We start from the raw sequence: 17,057 nt of genomic DNA on the forward strand, positions 1-17,057 counted from the left end.
CCGCGTGTCCGAGGAACCGACGGGGAGGATGTTCTGGCGTTCATGTTGCCTGTCGCCAAAACGGTTTCGACAGCGTAATAAGCCGGTCGAATTGGATGTTATCGTCCCAGTTGGGCAAATCAGGTTACCGGATGAAGCTTCTCGAAGCCTATGTTCTCAAACGCGTTTGGCAGATGTTTCTGACCGCGTTGCTGCCTGTGCTGGCGATCATATGGACGACCCAGGTATTGGCACGCATCAACCTGGTGACCGATAGCGGGCAGTCGATCGGTTCGTTCATGAAGCTCGCAAGTCTTATTTTGCCGACGCTCATCCCGGCCGTGATGCCTTTCGCGCTGGTCATCGGAATCACGCAGACGCTGACTGCCATGAACAACGACTCCGAACTGCCGGTCATCGACGCGGCCGGAGCGCCACGAAGCATCATCAACCGCCCCGTTATCGTTCTCGCCGCCGCGCTCTGCGCCTTCTCATTCACCTTGAGCAATTTCGTCGAACCGAAGCTCAGGGTGGCTGCGCGTGACATGATCGCGGCGGCCTATGCCGACCTTCTCTCCTCGGTCATCGAGGAAAAGACATTTCGACGGGTTGGTGACGGCCTTTACGTCCAGATTTCCGAGCGGCTGTCGGGGCGCATCCTCAAGGGGCTGTTCGTCGCCGATTCGCGAGATCCCAACTTCGACCTTATCTACTACGCACGCGAAGGGGCCGTCGACGAAAGCGGAAAGGCTCTGGTGATGCGGGACGGTGAAGTTCAGCGGAAGGCGCCGGACGGGAACGTGTCGGTCGTTCGCTTCGATTCCTACTCCTTCGATCTTTCGGAATTGTCTCAGACTCGCGGCCAGGCTCGTTACAAGGCCAATGATCGGGATCTTTTCTTTCTTCTGTCGCCGGACCCCACGGACCCTGACGTTATCAAATCACCGGGTGAATATCGTGCTGAGTTTCACGAGCGGCTGACAGGCTGGCTTATGCCGATGGTCGTCGCCCTGATATCGCTGGTCATCGCGGGAGATGCTCGCTCGCATCGGGAAGCGCGGCTCCATCCGATGGCGATCACACTGACAACCGCACTCGGTCTCTACTGGCTTTCAAGCTACACCGTGAACCTTGTTGAGCGCAGTCCCGCCTACACGCCGCTTCCTTATCTGGTTCCACTGGTGGCTGGTGGTGGCGCGCTTCTTGTTTTGTTGCGCGGACGAGCCCTGCGCATGCCGGCAGCCTTCACGCGACACAGCTCCGGGTGGCTGAGCGCCGTGCAGGCAAGGATCGACGGGATCGACAACCCCAAGGGTGGGCCGCGATGATCACGACGCTCGGCCGGTATTTTCTGAAGCGTTACGTCGTGGTGACCTTGTGGTTTTTCCTTGGCGTGGCCTCGATCACCTTCTTGATCGATTTCAGCGAGACAACGGGACGTTTCTCGGACCTCGACGGGTTTACGGTTGCCGGCGCGCTTTATCTGACGGCGCTGCGGCTTCCGCTTATCTTTCAGCAGACGGTGCCATTCATCACGCTTTTCGTGGGTATGACGGTACTGATCGCGCTGAACCGGAAGTCGGAACTGGTCGTGGCGCGAGCCGCCGGCATCTCGGTGTGGCAGTTTATGACACCCTTTGTGTTGGGCGCATTCGTCGTGGGTCTGGTCACAACATTCGCGCTCAATCCGCTCGCCGCGTGGGGACAGCGACAGGCCCTGCAGACGCAGTCGGAATGGCGCCAATCCGGAAACAATGCGAGCTCCCGATCAATCCCGTGGTTGAGACAGATCAGCGGCAATCAGGACGTCATTCTCGGGGCGAGAACCGTCATGGAAGAAGGAACGCTTCTTGTCGACGCGGTTCTCATCCACTTCGACGGGGACGGTCGAATCATCCTCCGACAGGACGCCGCCTCGGCAAAGTTGAAAGAGGGTTACTGGCTCCTTAACGACGTGACCGAGACTCGGCCGGGTGAAATTCCCACAAGGCTCGCCACAGCCAAGGTCGATACCAATCTACAAAGAGAATTTGTTCAGGAGCGCCTGGCCACGCCGGAAACCGTTGCATTTTATGATCTTTCTAACAAAATCGCAGTTGCACGATCTTTCGGTGTGTCGACAAAGGCGCTTGAGACACAGTATCATTCATTGATTTCCCTGCCCCTACTCCTGGTGGCCATGACACTTATTGCCGCAACTGTTTCATTGAAATTCAGCAGGTTCAACCAATCCCGCTCGGTGATTCTGGGTGGAATCCTATCCGGCTTCGTGCTTTATGTCGTTTCGGTGCTCGTGAGAGCATTCGGAAGCAGTGGCGTCGTTCCGCCCTTCGTGGCGGCCTGGGTTCCAGTGGTCGTAGCGCTCTCGCTCGGGGCGACGATTCTGCTTCATCAGGAGGACGGTTAGTGGCGGCAGCAGGTGATCGCAAAACGATCAGGCGGCTCCTCGCGGCTCTGCTGACAAGCACGGCTGCGCTTCTTGTCGCGCCTGCGTATCAGCCTGCAATGGCTCAGCAGAACAATTCGGTTAGCGCGCTTGAACCGACCATTCCGGCCGACGCGAAGCTCATACTTGCGGCAAACGAGCTGCTCTACGACCGTGATGCAGAGCGTATCACCGCAGTCGGAGGCGTGCAGATCAATTACGCCAGCTACCAGATGGTCGCGCGCCGCGTCGTCTACGACCAGAAGAGCGGCCGAATGATGGCCTATGGCGATATCGAGCTGGTCGAGCCAAACGGCAACCGCATGTATGCCGATACGCTGGATGTAACCGACAACTTCGCTGACGGCTTCGTCAGTGCGCTGCGGATCGAGACGACGGACAACACCCGCCTGGCGGCTGAGCGGGGCGAACGGGTCAACGGAACCGATCTGATTCTATACAAGGGGGTTTACACCGCCTGCCTGCCTTGCGCCGAACATCCGGAGAAACCGCCGCTATGGCAGGTCAAGGCCGAGCGCGTCATTCAGAACGGCGAGAAGCACACCGTCCGGCTCGAGAAAGCGCGTTTTGAACTGTTCGGCCGACCGATCGCGACGGTTCCGGCAATCGAAGTTCCGGACCATACCGTCAAGCGCAAGTCGGGCTTCCTGTTCCCGACCATGCGGACGGCCGAAAACATCGGCTTCGGCATCACCATCCCCTACTATTACGCCATTTCCAACCACATGGACGCGACTGTCAGCGCGACCGGCTTTACCTCGCAGGGCGTGCTTCTCGACGGCGAGATACGTCAGCGCTTCGAAAAGGGCAGCGCCTCTTTACGCATCGCCGGCATCAACCAGATGAACCCTGACAAGTTCGATGCGGGAACGAGCGACGCCGAGAAAGACTGGCGTGGGATGGTGTCCTCCAAGGGCGAATTCAAGATCAATCCGCGTTGGTCTTTCGGCTGGGACGTGATGGCGCAAACCGACAACAACTTCGCGCGCACCTACGAACTCGATGGCCTCGACGATACCACGCATACCAACCAGATCTACCTGACAGGACTGGGGAAACGTAACTCGTTCGACATGCGCGGTTACTATTTCGACGTGCAGGATGCCGATCCCGAGGAGAATGCGGAGAAGCAGCAGCCGACCGTTCTGCCAGTCGTTGACTACGAGTATTATGCTCCGGAGCCGGTGGCAGGCGGACAGTTGTCGGCGACGTTCAACTTTACGTCGGTTTCCCGCTTCAAGACCGACGATCCGAGTGTCGACACGAACGGCGACGGTATCGACGACCTGACGCGCTATCGCGGCCTGAAAGGTAACGTCACCCGCCTGACAGCAGAAGCGGAGTGGAAGCGCAGCATCAATATGCCGGGCGGCCTGCAACTGACCCCTCTGCTCGCCGCGCGTGGGGACGGCTATGGCCTGGCGATGGACAATCCGGGTGGATATACGGGCAATTACTACGAAGAAGACACCGCCTCCCGCTACATGCTGACCGCTGGGCTTGAGGCGCGGTACCCGCTGCTCGTGACCACTGACAACAGCACCCATATCTTCGAGCCGATTGCGCAGGTCTACGCGCGCAACGACGAGCGGCTGGCGGGACGCCTGCCGAACGAGGATGCTCAGAGCTTTGTATTCGATGCCACCAACCTTTTCGAACGGGACAAATTTTCCGGCTTCGACAGGGTCGAGGGCGGCACCCGGGCGAATGTCGGTATCCGCTACACCGGCTCTTTCGACAACGGAATAGGTCTCCGCAGCATTGTCGGTCAGTCCTATCACCTTGCAGGGTTGAACTCATTCGCGACGGACGACCTCGTGATGGTCGGCGCAGACTCAGGACTTGAGACAGACGTCTCGGACTACGTCGGCATGGCCGCGATTGATTTGCCGAATGGTGTCTCTCTGGCGGCGAACGCGCGTCTGGACGAGGACGATCTGTCACTGCGGCGGACAGACGCCACGTTGTCGTTTGCAAACGAGGACCTGCAGGCAAATCTGACATACACGCAGATCGCGGCTCAGCCAGAGTATGGCTTTACGTCTGACAACGACGAACTCCAGGCATCGAGCTCGGTCAAGGTGGACGAATACTGGTCGCTTTTCGGTTCCATGACCTGGGACATCAATAATGCCGTGATCAACCGTCACGGAATTGGTATCTCCTATGCCGACGAATGCACCATCTTCTCGATCGGTTACAGCAGCAAGCGAGACATCACGAACGAGTCAGCAAGCGACTGGTCGATCGGCGCACGCCTCACCTTCCGCACACTCGGCGACGTGCAGATCGGGAGCCCGGATATTGACGGTTTCGACGGCTGATCCGGCTGCGGATACAGGCTTGATCGATCGCGTTACGCCTTAAGGGTCACATGTCATTGTTTTGCCCAAAGGATTGTGCAATCGGAGAGTGACATTATACTCGCCGTGCCCGGCTGATGACGTTCATCAGTGAATTGGCACGCAATGCAAGGGGTTTTCGATGATCAATGGACGCAAGGGCGTGAGCGCGGCGATCCTTTCCGCTTTCCTGGCCGTGTCGGTCGCCTCCTCCGTGGCGTTCGTACCGACGCCTGTTGTGGCTGCGAGTCAGATCAGGGCGGTTGTGAACAAGACCGCGATCACGAGCGGCGACGTGGCGAAGCGCGCAGCATTCCTGCGCCTGCAGCGCCGGAGCGGAAATCTGAACAAGCTGGCGCTGGAGGAACTTGTCACCGAAGCGCTGAAGCGGCAGGAGATCGCCCGTGTCGGCGCCTCCGTCAGTGTCACCGAAGTAGACAAGGCTTTCGAGCGTTTTGCCGCCTCCAACAAGCTTTCTCCAAAGCAGATGGCAGGAATCCTCGGACAGGCTGGTGTCGGTGTGGAGCATTTCAAGTCATTCCTCGCGGTGCAGATGAGCTGGCCTCGCCTCGTCAATGCCCGCTACGGCGGACGGGCGGGTGGACTGAGCAAGCAGGACGTGATTGCCAAGATGCTTGAGAACAAGCAGAAGCCAGTGACGACCGAGTACTTCCTCAAGCAGGTCATCTTCGTCGTGCCCGCATCGAAACGGAATGCGATCACCGGCAAACGTAAGGCCGAGGCGGAAGCATCGCGTTCCAAGTTTCCCGGCTGCGACGGGGCCATGGACTTTGCCCGGAATTACCTGGATGTCTCGATCCGCAATCTCGGCCGCGTGATGGCACCCGAATTGCCGGACGAGTGGAAGCCGCTGATCGAAAAGGCGTCGAACGGCACGACCGCCACGCGCGTCACCGAAAAAGGCGTCGAGTATCTGGCGATCTGCAATCAGCGCCAGGTCTCGGACGATGTTGCGGCAGAGGTAGTGTTCCGTGCCGAGGATATCGGCAAGGAGAAAAAGGGCGACGATCCGAATTCCGAGAAGTATATCGAAGAACTGCGAAGCAAAGCGCAGATCGTGTATCGCTGATCGTCGACTGAAAGACAGCATATGGCCGCCAGCTCAGACCGTCCCCTCGCCCTCACCCAAGGGGACCCCGCAGGTATCGGCCCTGACATCGCCTTGGTGGCGTGGAGTCAGAGGCGGGAGAAGGCGATCCCGCCCTTTATTTATATCGGCGATCCTGCAGTGTTGGCAGTTCGTGCCCGCCAGCTGGAGCTGGATGTGCCGATCCACGAAACGGACGTAAACGAAACGACCGCCGTGTTTGACGGTGCCATGCCCGTTCTTCCGCTACGTGGCGGTATCGACGTGGTCGCCGGCCAGCCGCATGTGGCCACCGCAAAAACCACTATCGCTGCGATCGAGACGGCGGTTGCCCTCTGCATGGAGGACAAGATGCGCGGCGTCGTGACCAATCCTATTGCAAAATCCGTCCTTTACGAGTCCGGCTTCAAGTTTCCGGGCCACACCGAATTTCTGGCGGATCTGGCAAGCCGGCGAACGAATGAAGCCTATCGACCCGTGATGATGTTGGCCGGGCCCAAGCTCAGGGCTGTTCCCGTGACCGTGCATATTCCTCTCAAGGATGTGCCGGGTTCACTGACGGAGCATGCGATTGTCGAAACCTGCCGCATTGTCTCGGCCGATCTCAAGGCCCGTTTTGGACTTGCTTCTCCAAGGCTGGCGGTCGCGGGTCTCAATCCCCACGCGGGTGAAGGCGGCGCACTCGGGACCGAGGACGAAGATATCGTCCATGCGGCCGTTATGAAGGTGCGCGATCTCGGCATTGACGCATTCGGGCCGCTACCTGCGGACACGATGTTCCACGATGATGCCCGCCGACGTTACGACGTCGCCGTGTGTATGTATCATGATCAAGCGCTCATTCCGGTCAAGGCACTCGACTTCGACGAGTCGGTCAACGTGACGCTTGGCCTGCCGTTCGTTCGCACGTCGCCCGATCACGGCACTGCGTTTGGCCTGGCGGGAACGGGAATAGCTAGACCGAACAGCCTGATCGCGGCGCTCAAGCTGGCCGACAGCATCACCGGTCGAACAGTGGCAACGTCCTGATGGCGGCGCTCGATGGATTGCCGCCGCTGCGTGATGTCATCGCGCGGCACGGGCTCGACGCCCGTAAGGCGCTCGGCCAGAATTTTCTGCTCGACCTCAATCTGACGCAAAAGGTTGCGCGCACCGCCGGGTCGCTGGAAGGCGTGACGGTATTCGAGGTCGGTCCCGGTCCTGGTGGGCTGACGCGCGCCATTCTGGCACTGGGTGCAAAGAAGGTTGTCGCTGTCGAGCGCGACAGCCGTTGCCTGCCGGCGCTTGCCGAGATTGCTGGTCACTATCCGGGACGGCTGGACGTGATCGAGGGCGACGCTCTTAAAACCGACTTTGCAGCCTTGGTCCCAGCCGAAGAGCCGGTGAAGATCATCGCGAACCTCCCCTATAATGTCGGCACGCAATTGCTCATCGACTGGCTCCTTCCCGGTCGGTGGCCACCTTTCTGGCAGTCCTTGACGCTGATGTTCCAGAAGGAAGTAGGCCAGCGCATCGTTGCTCGCGAGGACGACGACCACTACGGCCGCCTCGGGGTGCTCTGTGGTTGGCGAACGGACGCGCACATGGCATTTGACATTCCGCCTCAGGCCTTTACGCCGCCGCCGAAGGTGACGTCCACCGTGGTCCATCTGGTGCCGCGCCCCTCGCCACTGCCGTGCGACGCGGGCAAGCTCGAGAGAGTGACGCACGCCGCCTTCGGCCAGCGCCGCAAGATGCTCCGCCAGAGCCTGAAACCGCTCGGCGGCGAGGCGTTGCTCCTCAAGGCGGACATCGATCCGGCGCGCCGGGCGGAAACACTCTCGGTCGAAGAGTTCGTAAGGCTCGCCAATCTACTTTGACCAACGGCGTTCTGCGGACATTCGACATAGACTTCGCTCAGGCAGCCTGCGCCGAAGGCGGTGCGGTCCGGATGTCGAACACGCTCATCTGCTCTTTCAGACGATCCGCCTCCGTCGCGAGCCCATGGGTTGAGGCGTTCGTTTCCTCGACCATCGCCGCGTTCTGCTGCGTCACCTGATCCATCTGGTTGATCGCGGCCGTGATTTCGCCGAGTGCCGCCGACTGTTCCTGCGTGGCGCGGACAATCGCGGACACTTCATCGTTGATGCGCGCAACATGTTCCTCGATCCCCTTTAGGGCCTGGCCCGTCTCGCCAACGAGATCAACGCCTGCCTTCACTTCGCGCGCCGAGCGCTCTATGAGCTGTTTGATCTCACGCGCGGCACTGGCCGATCTTTGGGCCAACTCTCGGACTTCCTGGGCGACGACAGCAAATCCCTTTCCTGCCTCGCCCGCGCGAGCCGCCTCGACGCCGGCGTTCAGCGCGAGAAGATTGGTCTGGAATGCAATTTCATCGATGACGCCAATGATCTGACTGATCTGGCCTGAAGACTGCTCAATCTGGCCGATGGCTTCTACCGTGCTCACCACCACCTCGGCGGATCGACGCGCATCCACGGTCGCCCGCCCGACCAGCATACCGACCTGTTCGGCACGCTTGGCGGAGTCTCTCAAGGTGCCGGTAACCTCTCCCAGCGAGGCGGATGCCTCCTCAAGGGCGGCGGCCTGTCTTTCAGTTCGTTGAGCGAGGCTGTTCGCTGCCTGCTGCAGTTCCTTGGTTCCACCGTGAATTGTCCGCGTCCCGTCGCTGATAGTCGACATGACGTCCAGCAGCCTGTCCATGGAACTGTTGAAATTCTGCCGCAATGCGTCGAGGTCCGGCGCGAAGGAGCGGTTTACCCGGTAACCGAGATTGCCGGCGGCAAGCGCGTCCAGGCCTCCGGCCAATTGATCCACAGCGAAGCTGATCTGTTCGGCGCGCAGGGCCCGCTCCTGCTCGGCTTCCCGCTCACGCGCCTGCTTCGCCGCGATCTGTCGAAGCTCCTCCTCACGTTCGCGCGCCGCCTGTTCCTCCGAGTTCGCGATGCACTGACGGATCGCCTGTCCCATGCGACCAATCTCGTCCTTGCCCTCGGAGTGGATCAGATGCACGTCAACCTCTCCCGCCGCCAGCCGCTGCACAGCGTCCGTCAGCATGCCAAGAGGGCGAACCACGGTATAGGTCAACGAGCCGGTCATGAGAAACGCAAGCACGAAACCCCCGCCGACGATCGACACAACAACAAGAAGGTGCCGCAACTCGGAATCGGCCAAGCTTTTGGCATCCTCTATGATACCGGCCAACGTTTCGTTTTCGATTTCCTTGAGGTGTTCGATGCGCCGGGTGGTGAAGTCAAACCACTCCCGTGCATCAAGCCCGGAAAGATCCCTGGATGCTTCGAGTGACAGCATCCGGCTCCGATATTCCTGAACTTTCCTCGCATCCTCACTCTCAATTTCGGCCTTGAACTGCGGGCGCACATCTTCTGGCAAGAGCTCTATGTACTGGTTCAGAAGCGCCAGCTGGGCGCCGTGCAGACCGATAAACTGGAGATAGGTCTTCGCGTCGAAGGCGCCGGCGGTGATATAGCCATTGCCCATGCCACGCTCCTGGCCGGCCACCTCCTTAGCGTTCATCAGCAGACTGTAGGCGACCAGCTTGCCGGTCACGCTTTTGGACGTTACTGCCAGGGAAAACTCTCGCGAGAGATTCATGAGGTGGATGATCGTTCCGGTGTAGTAGGCAAAGGCTTCGCCGCGTTCCACCTCCAGTCTGTCGATCCGTCCGCGAATGTCAGCGATCATGGCAAGCTCGGTACGGATGGTGTCAACATGACGGATGAGAGCCGGTTCTCCCTCAGCTGAAATGTGGTCGATCACCGTGTTCATCGATTGGAGTTGTGGGCCCGCTTTCTCGCGCATGGCCATCATCTCCTTGCCGAGCTTCTGTCCCTTGGAGCTCAAAAAGCCGGCGGTCATACCGCGTTCGCCCTGTAATTGGTGGACGAGATCGCCAATAACCGCCAAGTCGGATCCTACATCCTGCAGATGTTTCGCATCTCTGTAACTTTGAAACGTCGTCACGGCTTGCAGATAGGAAAGAGTCGCTGCAGCGGCCAAAGGCACGGCCAGCGCCGCCAGCAACCGCCACTTCACGGGAATATCGATAAGGCGCACGTTGTCCCCCATCAGGTCGAGCGATAAGTTCGACACAATCTGTGCGCGTATTATGTTTAACTTTAGTTAAATTGAATTTTACAGGTGGAAAAATATTCAGCCACAACCTGACGGCTAGTCTTGTGCGCTATTTTACAAGGTCGTTTACGAAATCGAACAACCCATGCCGACGATCCCGGCGCAGGCGCTCGGCCTTTACGATCGACTGAACGGCGTCGAAGGCGTTGTTGAGATCATCGTTGATGATCACGTAATCGTATTCGCGCCAATGGGCGATCTCCGCCCGCGAATTTGCAAGGCGCGTCTGGATAACCTCCTCGGTATCCTCCGCACGACGATGAAGGCGGGACTGCAGCTCGGCCATCGTGGGCGGAAGGATGAAGATCGAGACAATGTCCGCTCCCATCTTGTCCTGCATCTGCTGGGCACCCTGCCAGTCGACGTCAAATAACATATCGCGGCCGTCCGACATGGCCCGTTCGACCGGTTCACGCGGGGTGCCGTAGAAGTTGCCGTGCACCTCGGCCCATTCGAGCAGCGAGTCGGAATCCCTCAGGCGCTCGAATTCCCGCTTGGAGACGAAGTGGTAGTGCACGCCTTCGATCTCGCTCTGGCGCCGTTCGCGCGTCGTGACGCTGACTGAAATGCCGATGTTGCGATCCTTCTCAAGCAAAGTGCGCGCAATCGTCGATTTTCCCGCCCCTGAGGGGGAGGAAATCACCAGCATCAGTCCCCGCCTGGCGACCTCGATCGCCCCCATCTGCCCCGTCGCCATAACTACTCCAGATTTTGAACCTGCTCGCGGAACTGGTCGATCACGACCTTCAGTTCGATGCCGGCCGCCGTGACAGCGACAGAATTCGACTTGGAACAGATAGTATTCGATTCGCGATTGAATTCCTGCGCCAGGAAATCGAGCTTGCGCCCGATCGGCCCGCCCTTCTCCAGGAGTTCCCGTGCGGCAGAAACATGGGCATTGAGCCGGTCGATTTCCTCGCGCAGATCGGCCTTGGTGGCGAGCAAAGCCGCCTCCATATGGAGACGGTCACGATCAAGAGACGGGGCGCTGTCGATCAGGGCGGATATCTGGCTCTCCAGCTTCCTGATAATTTCAGCAGGTGTGCGGGATGGATCCTGCTCGACGGTGCGCGTCAGTTCTTCGATGCGATCCACATGAGCGGCGAGCACGGTTTTCAATGCCTCGCCCTCGCCTTCACGCATCAGGCGCAGAGAATCGACTGCGTCGGCCAGGCCTGCAAGGATCACTGCTTCTCGCGCTTCGACGGCTTCGTCACTGTCCGGAGCTTCCTGCAACTCGACGAGACCGCGAATGCCCATGAGCGTGTCCAGCTTCATCGGCGCCATATCGATAAGCTCTGGTCCGATTTCCTCGCGCAGCGCCAGGACAGCCGCCAGCGCGTCGCGGTTGAGCACCGCCTCGATCCTGGTCTCGGCCACGGACACGGTCAACGAGACCTGCAGATTGCCGCGGGAGAACTTCTCGGAGACGAGACGCTTGGCCTCGGCTTCATAGCCTTCCATGCCGGACGGCAGGCGAAGCCGCACATCCAGACCCTTGCCATTGACGGAGCGCAACTCCCACGCCCAGCGGTAGCGCCCACTGGTGCCTTCGCTGCGGGCAAAGCCGGTCATGGATTGCAGCGTCATGGCAGGTTCCCTTCCCGTATCAGTTGGCGTCTTCGCTCCCGGCCTCGACCACCACATCGGGGTCGACGCCGCGCTCGGCTTCTATCTTGCGCCAGCGGCGGACGTTAGCGTTGTGCTCGTCAAGCGTCGCTGCAAAAGCGTGCCCTCCGGTGCCATCAGCCACGAAATACAGGTCTTCGGTCTTCCACGGCTGCGCCACAGCCTCAAGCGCGGCCTTGCCTGGATTGGCGATCGGTCCTGGCGGAAGACCCTTGATGACATAGGTATTGTACGGGGTCTCCTTCTTCAGGTCCGACTGATAGATAGGACGATCAGAAGGCTTCCCGTCACCGCCGAACAAACCGTAGACGATGGTGGGATCCGACTGAAGGCGCATGCCTTTGCTCAGGCGGTTCATGAAGACGGACGCCACATGGGCGCGCTCGTCATCCTTGCCGGTCTCCTTCTCGACGATGGAGGCGAGTATCACAAACTCTTCCTTGGTCTTGATCGGCAGATCCGGATCGCGCCGCTCCCAGATGTCGTCGACAAGCCGCTGCTGCGCCGCCAGCATCTGCTGGACGATTTCGCCGCGGGTGGTACCTCGGGAGAACTTGTAGGTATCGGGACGCAGGCTGCCCTCCGCAGGCAAGTCCTCAGGCACCTCACCTTCCAGAATCTCGTCGTTGGCCAAGCGCTGGAAAACCTGCTTCACAGTCAGTCCCTCGGGCACCGAGAAGGCGTACAGAATCGACTTACCTGATTTCAGCAGTTCCATGATCTCTTTCATGGAGGCATTCGCCTTGATCTCGTACTCTCCCGCTTTCAGCGTCTCGCCGTCACGAAGGTAGGTCGCCGTGACATAACGGAAGATACGCGCGTCCGACACCAGGCCGTTGCGCTCGAGACTGTTGGCGATGGCCGCAAGGCCGGCACCATTCTGCACGACGAAGTGGGCATTGGTCGGGAGCGGTCCGCGCTCCTGATAGGCGGACATGACATAGTAGAAGCCTGCGACGGCCACGACACACACGGCGACCGCCAAGGTCATCAGGAAGTTCAGGAAAATGACCAACTGGCTGCGCGCCTTGCGGGAGCGACGCGGCGGCTGCGGAACGCGTTCCGGCCGGAGCGCTTCTGTCGGCGACTTCGGAATGATGGGTCCGCTCGCAGGCCGCGGTGCATCACCGGTTCGGCCAAACTGCATCCCATCGTTCTGACTGTTATCGGTCACGGCAGTCCTCTCAAAGTAATCGGCTCCGCTGTCTCGCCGAGCATTGCGGCAAAATACCGGTTCGGCCAGCCTCGACGGGAGCGATCCACAATCCGGCGCGGCCCGCAGGCCGCTCGTCAACCTTCGTAACGACGCAACACGAGCGAAGCGTTGGTACCGCCGAAGCCGAAGGAGTTCGACAGCGCAACATTGATGTCGCGTCTGCGCGCCACATGCGGGACAAGGTCTAGCGCCGTCTCGACGTCGGGATTATCGAGATTGAGCGTTGGAGGAGCGACATTGTCACGGATCGCGAGCGCAGAGAAGATGGCTTCGACCGCCCCCGCCGCTCCGAGCAGATGCCCTATCGCGGACTTCGTGGACGACATCGAGATCTTCGACGCGGCATTGCCGACAAGGCGTTCAACGGCCCCGAGCTCGATCGTGTCGGCCATGGTCGAAGTACCGTGGGCATTGATATAGTCGATGTCGGAGGCGCCCAGACCCGCGCGCTTCAGCGCCATCGTCATGCAGCGGTAGGCGCCCTCACCGTCTTCAGACGGAGCGGTTATGTGGAACGCGTCGCCCGACAGTCCGTAGCCGACGACTTCGGCGTAGATCTTCGCGCCGCGTGCCTTCGCGTGGTCGAGTTCCTCAAGAACCACAACGCCCGCTCCTTCGCCCATGACAAACCCGTCACGGTCGCGATCGTAGGGACGCGACGCCTTGGTCGGCTCGTCGTTACGGGCCGTGGACAGCGCCTTGCAGGCGGCAAAGCCGGCAAGCGATATACGGCTGATCGGGGACTCCGTGCCTCCGGCCACCATCACGTCGGCATCGCCGAGAGCGATCAGACGGCTGGCGTCACCGATGGCGTGGGCACCCGTCGAGCATGCGGTGACAACGGAGTGGTTGGGACCGCGCAGCTTGTGCTTGATCGAAACCTGGCCAGAGGCGAGGTTGATCAGGCGGCCCGGGATGAAAAATGGCGATATGCGACGGGGGCCCTTGTCGCGCAGCGTGTAACCAGCCTCGACAATGCCCTCGATTCCGCCGATGCCGGAGCCAATCAGAACGCCGGTGGCAATCTGGTCGTCATCGGTTTGCGGGTGCCAGTCAGCATCGGCCAGCGCCATGTCGGCGGCCGCGATCGCATAAATGATAAAGGGATCGACCTTGCGCTGTTCCTTGGGCTCCAGCCAGTCATCGGCATTGAACGTGCCGTCACTTCCATCGCCGACCGGAATGCGGTTGGCAATCTTGGCGGGGAGGTCATCGACCTCGAATTCCGTCACGAGGCGAGCACCGCTCTGCCCCTGCAGAAGCCGGGACCACGTCACTTCCGTTCCGCATCCCAAGGGGGATACCATCCCGGTCCCGGTGATAACGACACGTCTCATCGTCGGCTGACCCCACCTATTCGCAGATGCCACTCAAAACAGAGAGGCCCGCACTAAGCGGGCCAGAGGGAACGGGCAGCGACTGCCCATTCCATTTCGGATCGCGCTCGATCAGGCCTGGGCTTTCTCGATGAACTTGACAGCGTCGCCGACGGTCAGGATCGAGTCAGCAGCATCGTCCGGGATTTCGACGCCGAATTCCTCTTCGAACGCCATGACCAGTTCGACCGTGTCGAGCGAATCCGCGCCCAGATCATCAATGAAGCTGGCGCTCTCAACGACCTTGTCGGCTTCAACGCCCAGGTGATCTACAACAATTTTCTTTACGCGTTCTGCGATATCGCTCATGTCGGTTTCCTCGACCTTTAATCATCACAAAGGTCCATGATGGACCCTTTGCCTGTCAAAGCCGGACAACGCATTTCTGCCTATCGTCCGGCAAACCCGTTCGGCCCCGTCCACATTCGGCAACATCGTGGAAAAACGCAATTGCCGTATGCCCTTGAAGGGGCGACTGTTCACAGTCATGGCCCGCTTAACACGGTTTACTCCCGTCGCAAAGCCAGAAAATGTGCGTGTTCGATCCGCTCAACACCCAATTTTGCAGGTGGTTAAGGCGGATCAGATCATTGCCATGCCGCCATTCACATGCAGTGTCTGACCTGTCATGTAGCTGGCCTCGTTGGAAGCGAGATAAACCACGGCGGACGCGACTTCGGCACCGGTGCCCATACGCTTCATGGGTATGGCACCCATGATGGCTTCCTTCTGCTTGTCGTTCAGCTTGCCGGTCATCGCGCTTTCGATAAAGCCCGGAGCGACGCAGTTGACGGTCACGTTGCGGGTGGCAATCTCCTGCGCCAAGGACTTTGAGAAGCCGATCATGCCAGCCTTGGAAGCGCAGTAGTTGGCCTGGCCTGGATTGCCGGTGACGCCGACGACAGATGTAATGTTGATAATACGGCCAAAACGACGACGCATCATTGGATGGGTGAGTTCACGCGTCAGACGGAAGACGGCGGTGAGGTTGACCTCAAGCACCGCATCCCAGTCGGCATCGGACATGCGGACGAAAAGGCCATCCTTGGTGATGCCGGCATTGTTGACAAGAATGTCGACACCCTCAAGTTCGGCTTCGGCCTTCTCGCCGAGCGCCTTGACCTCGTCACGATCCGACAGGTTGGCCGGGAAGATCTTCACACGCTCGCCTAGCTCGGCGGCGAGCGCTTCGAGCTTTTCCACGCGGGTGCCGTGCAGGCCGACAATGGCGCCACGCGCGTGCAACTGGCGGGCGATCTCCTCGCCGATGCCGCCGGTCGCGCCGGTCACAAGGGCCTTGCGGCCTGAAAGATCGAACATGTTCCTATCCTTTTCTTTCGAACGTGGTCAGCCGAGCATCGTCGCCAGAGCGGCGTCGATATCTGCCGGCGTATTGACGGAGATGCCATTGACGGTCTTGTCGATGCGTCGGGCCAAGCCGGTTAGCACCTTGCCGGAGCCCAACTCATAGAGGGTCGTCACGCCATTGGCGCCGAACCATTCAACAGTCTCGCGCCAGCGAACCTGACCCGTGACCTGCTCCACCAACAATGCGGCAATCTCTTGGGCGTCCGTTACCGGGGCGGCGCAGACATTGGCGATCAGCGGCACGACCGGGCTTTTCTTTTCGACCTTGGAAAGAGCCTCACGCATGGCATCGGCGGCAGGCGCCATCAGCGCGGAATGGAAGGGGGCGGAGACCGGCAGCATGATAGCGCGCTTTGCGCCTTGTTCCGACGCAAGCGCGGCGGCTTTTTCTACGGCGGCCTTCGCGCCGGAAATCACCAGCTGGCCACCGCCGTTGTCGTTGGCGATCTGGCATGAACCGGCGGTGGACGCCTCCTGACACACGGCCTCTACGTCACCGTGCTCCAAGCCGATGATCGCCGCCATGGCGCCTTCACCAAACGGGACGGCGGCCTGCATCGCATTGCCCCGGATGCGCAGGAGCCGCGCGGTATTGGCTAGCGAGAAGGTTCCGGCAGCGCAGAGTGCTGAGTATTCGCCAAGCGAATGACCGGCAACAAAGGAGACCTTGTCTTTGAGGTTGAGGCCCCTCGCCTCCAGAATGCGGATCACGGCCATGGAAACGGCCATCAGGGCGGGCTGGGCATTCGCGGTGAGGGTGAGGGTCTCTTCCGGCCCGTCGAACATCACCGCCGACAATTTCTCACCGAGCGCCTCATCGACCTCCTCGAATACGGCGCGGGCCTCGGCGTAGGTTTCGGCGAGCTCCTTGCCCATGCCGACGGCCTGGCTGCCCTGGCCTGGAAACGTGAATGCGACTGACATGGGGCATTTCTCCCTTGGTTTTTACCTGTCAATTCACATTCGGGCGTTGTGAGTCAAGGGGAGAAGCTTTGCCGCGCCCAGGGGCAACGACGAAAAGCCCGTTAAGGTAACGTCATAGCCCAGGCGATTGCCCGCCGCGCCCCGTGGTACAGAAATATCCATGTCACGAGAAAGATAACTGGAGGCAAATAGAAGGGTGGATTCAAATCGCTCTCGGCCTCCAACACCAAACGGGAGTTGGATGGGTTTGTCTCTTCATAAACGACTTCCAGAATGTCGGGTAGCGGGATGCACCCTGAGAAGGGCGTCCATCCGTTTCGTTCGTAAGGAAACGAGGCAATCCTGCTTATCATATGGCCGTCTGGTGTTTGGAAGGAATATGCAACGCGGTGCCAACATCGTTTCCTTCGCCTGTTCGTCTCTCGGAAAACCGTCGTTTGGGTCACCGTTCCGAATTCCAGAAGTCGTTCTGCGGAGTTCTTATCTGCAATCATAGAGTCCAGCATCAGCCAGG

General features: G+C 59.9%; 14 protein-coding genes. 6 read left to right on the forward strand and 8 right to left on the reverse strand.

The window, feature by feature from the left end:
- The first annotated feature begins 131 nt into the window (after window positions 1-131).
- The 6 genes from J5J10_RS10675 to rsmA all read left to right on the forward strand — a co-directional run bounded on the left by J5J10_RS10675 (window position 132) and on the right by rsmA (window position 7,734).
- A complete protein-coding gene (locus J5J10_RS10675; RefSeq protein ID WP_211929853.1) occupies window positions 132-1,307 on the forward strand; it encodes an LptF/LptG family permease in 1,176 nt (391 codons plus the stop codon).
- Window positions 1,304-2,386 (forward strand): LPS export ABC transporter permease LptG, encoded by a 1,083-nt coding sequence (lptG, locus tag J5J10_RS10680; protein WP_208549137.1) that lies wholly within the window; start codon window positions 1,304-1,306, stop codon window positions 2,384-2,386. Before J5J10_RS10675 ends, lptG begins: the two co-directional genes overlap by 4 nt.
- Before the next feature lie 98 nt (window positions 2,387-2,484).
- Complete coding sequence (locus J5J10_RS10685) at window positions 2,485-4,749, forward strand: LPS-assembly protein LptD (RefSeq protein WP_249116883.1); 2,265 nt, start codon at window positions 2,485-2,487, stop codon at window positions 4,747-4,749.
- Window positions 4,750-4,909: 160 nt separating this feature from the next.
- Complete coding sequence (locus J5J10_RS10690; protein WP_208549135.1) at window positions 4,910-5,857, forward strand: peptidylprolyl isomerase; 948 nt, start codon at window positions 4,910-4,912, stop codon at window positions 5,855-5,857.
- Between the two features lie 21 nt (window positions 5,858-5,878).
- Entirely contained in the window at window positions 5,879-6,904 is a 1,026-nt protein-coding gene (pdxA, locus tag J5J10_RS10695; protein WP_211929855.1) for a 4-hydroxythreonine-4-phosphate dehydrogenase PdxA, read from the forward strand.
- Window positions 6,904-7,734, forward strand: a complete 831-nt coding sequence (gene rsmA / locus J5J10_RS10700) for a 16S rRNA (adenine(1518)-N(6)/adenine(1519)-N(6))-dimethyltransferase RsmA (RefSeq protein ID WP_211929856.1) — start codon at window positions 6,904-6,906, stop codon at window positions 7,732-7,734. Before pdxA ends, rsmA begins: the two co-directional genes overlap by 1 nt.
- Before the next feature lie 37 nt (window positions 7,735-7,771).
- Here the strand turns inward: rsmA and J5J10_RS10705 are convergent, their stop codons facing one another.
- The 8 genes from J5J10_RS10705 to fabD form a co-directional block, all read right to left on the reverse strand.
- Window positions 7,772-9,952, reverse strand: a complete 2,181-nt coding sequence (locus tag J5J10_RS10705) for a methyl-accepting chemotaxis protein (RefSeq protein WP_211929857.1) — start codon at window positions 9,950-9,952, stop codon at window positions 7,772-7,774.
- A gap of 127 nt (window positions 9,953-10,079) precedes the next feature.
- Window positions 10,080-10,727 (reverse strand): guanylate kinase, encoded by a 648-nt coding sequence (gene gmk / locus J5J10_RS10710; protein WP_211929858.1) that lies wholly within the window; start codon window positions 10,725-10,727, stop codon window positions 10,080-10,082.
- A gap of 2 nt (window positions 10,728-10,729) precedes the next feature.
- Window positions 10,730-11,620 (reverse strand): YicC/YloC family endoribonuclease, encoded by an 891-nt coding sequence (locus J5J10_RS10715; RefSeq protein ID WP_208549130.1) that lies wholly within the window; start codon window positions 11,618-11,620, stop codon window positions 10,730-10,732.
- A 19-nt stretch (window positions 11,621-11,639) separates the two neighbouring features.
- Entirely contained in the window at window positions 11,640-12,806 is a 1,167-nt protein-coding gene (gene mltG, locus J5J10_RS10720; RefSeq protein ID WP_211931206.1) for an endolytic transglycosylase MltG, read from the reverse strand.
- A 143-nt stretch (window positions 12,807-12,949) separates the two neighbouring features.
- Window positions 12,950-14,212 carry a beta-ketoacyl-ACP synthase II gene (gene fabF / locus J5J10_RS10725; RefSeq protein WP_211929859.1) on the reverse strand — a complete coding sequence of 421 codons (1,263 nt, stop codon included), beginning with the start codon at window positions 14,210-14,212 and terminating at the stop codon, window positions 12,950-12,952.
- A 111-nt stretch (window positions 14,213-14,323) separates the two neighbouring features.
- Window positions 14,324-14,560 carry an acyl carrier protein gene (locus J5J10_RS10730; protein ID WP_120663470.1) on the reverse strand — a complete coding sequence of 79 codons (237 nt, stop codon included), beginning with the start codon at window positions 14,558-14,560 and terminating at the stop codon, window positions 14,324-14,326.
- Between the two features lie 273 nt (window positions 14,561-14,833).
- The gene (gene fabG, locus J5J10_RS10735) at window positions 14,834-15,571 is read right to left on the reverse strand and encodes a 3-oxoacyl-[acyl-carrier-protein] reductase (RefSeq protein WP_211929860.1); all 738 of its coding nucleotides are present in this window, start codon (window positions 15,569-15,571) and stop codon (window positions 14,834-14,836) included.
- A gap of 27 nt (window positions 15,572-15,598) precedes the next feature.
- Window positions 15,599-16,543, reverse strand: a complete 945-nt coding sequence (fabD, locus tag J5J10_RS10740; RefSeq protein WP_211929861.1) for an ACP S-malonyltransferase — start codon at window positions 16,541-16,543, stop codon at window positions 15,599-15,601.
- Window positions 16,544-17,057 lie beyond the last annotated feature (514 nt).

It is taken from the genome of Ciceribacter sp. L1K23 (assembly GCF_018122705.1).
In the GTDB taxonomy this organism is placed as follows: domain Bacteria; phylum Pseudomonadota; class Alphaproteobacteria; order Rhizobiales; family Rhizobiaceae; genus Allorhizobium.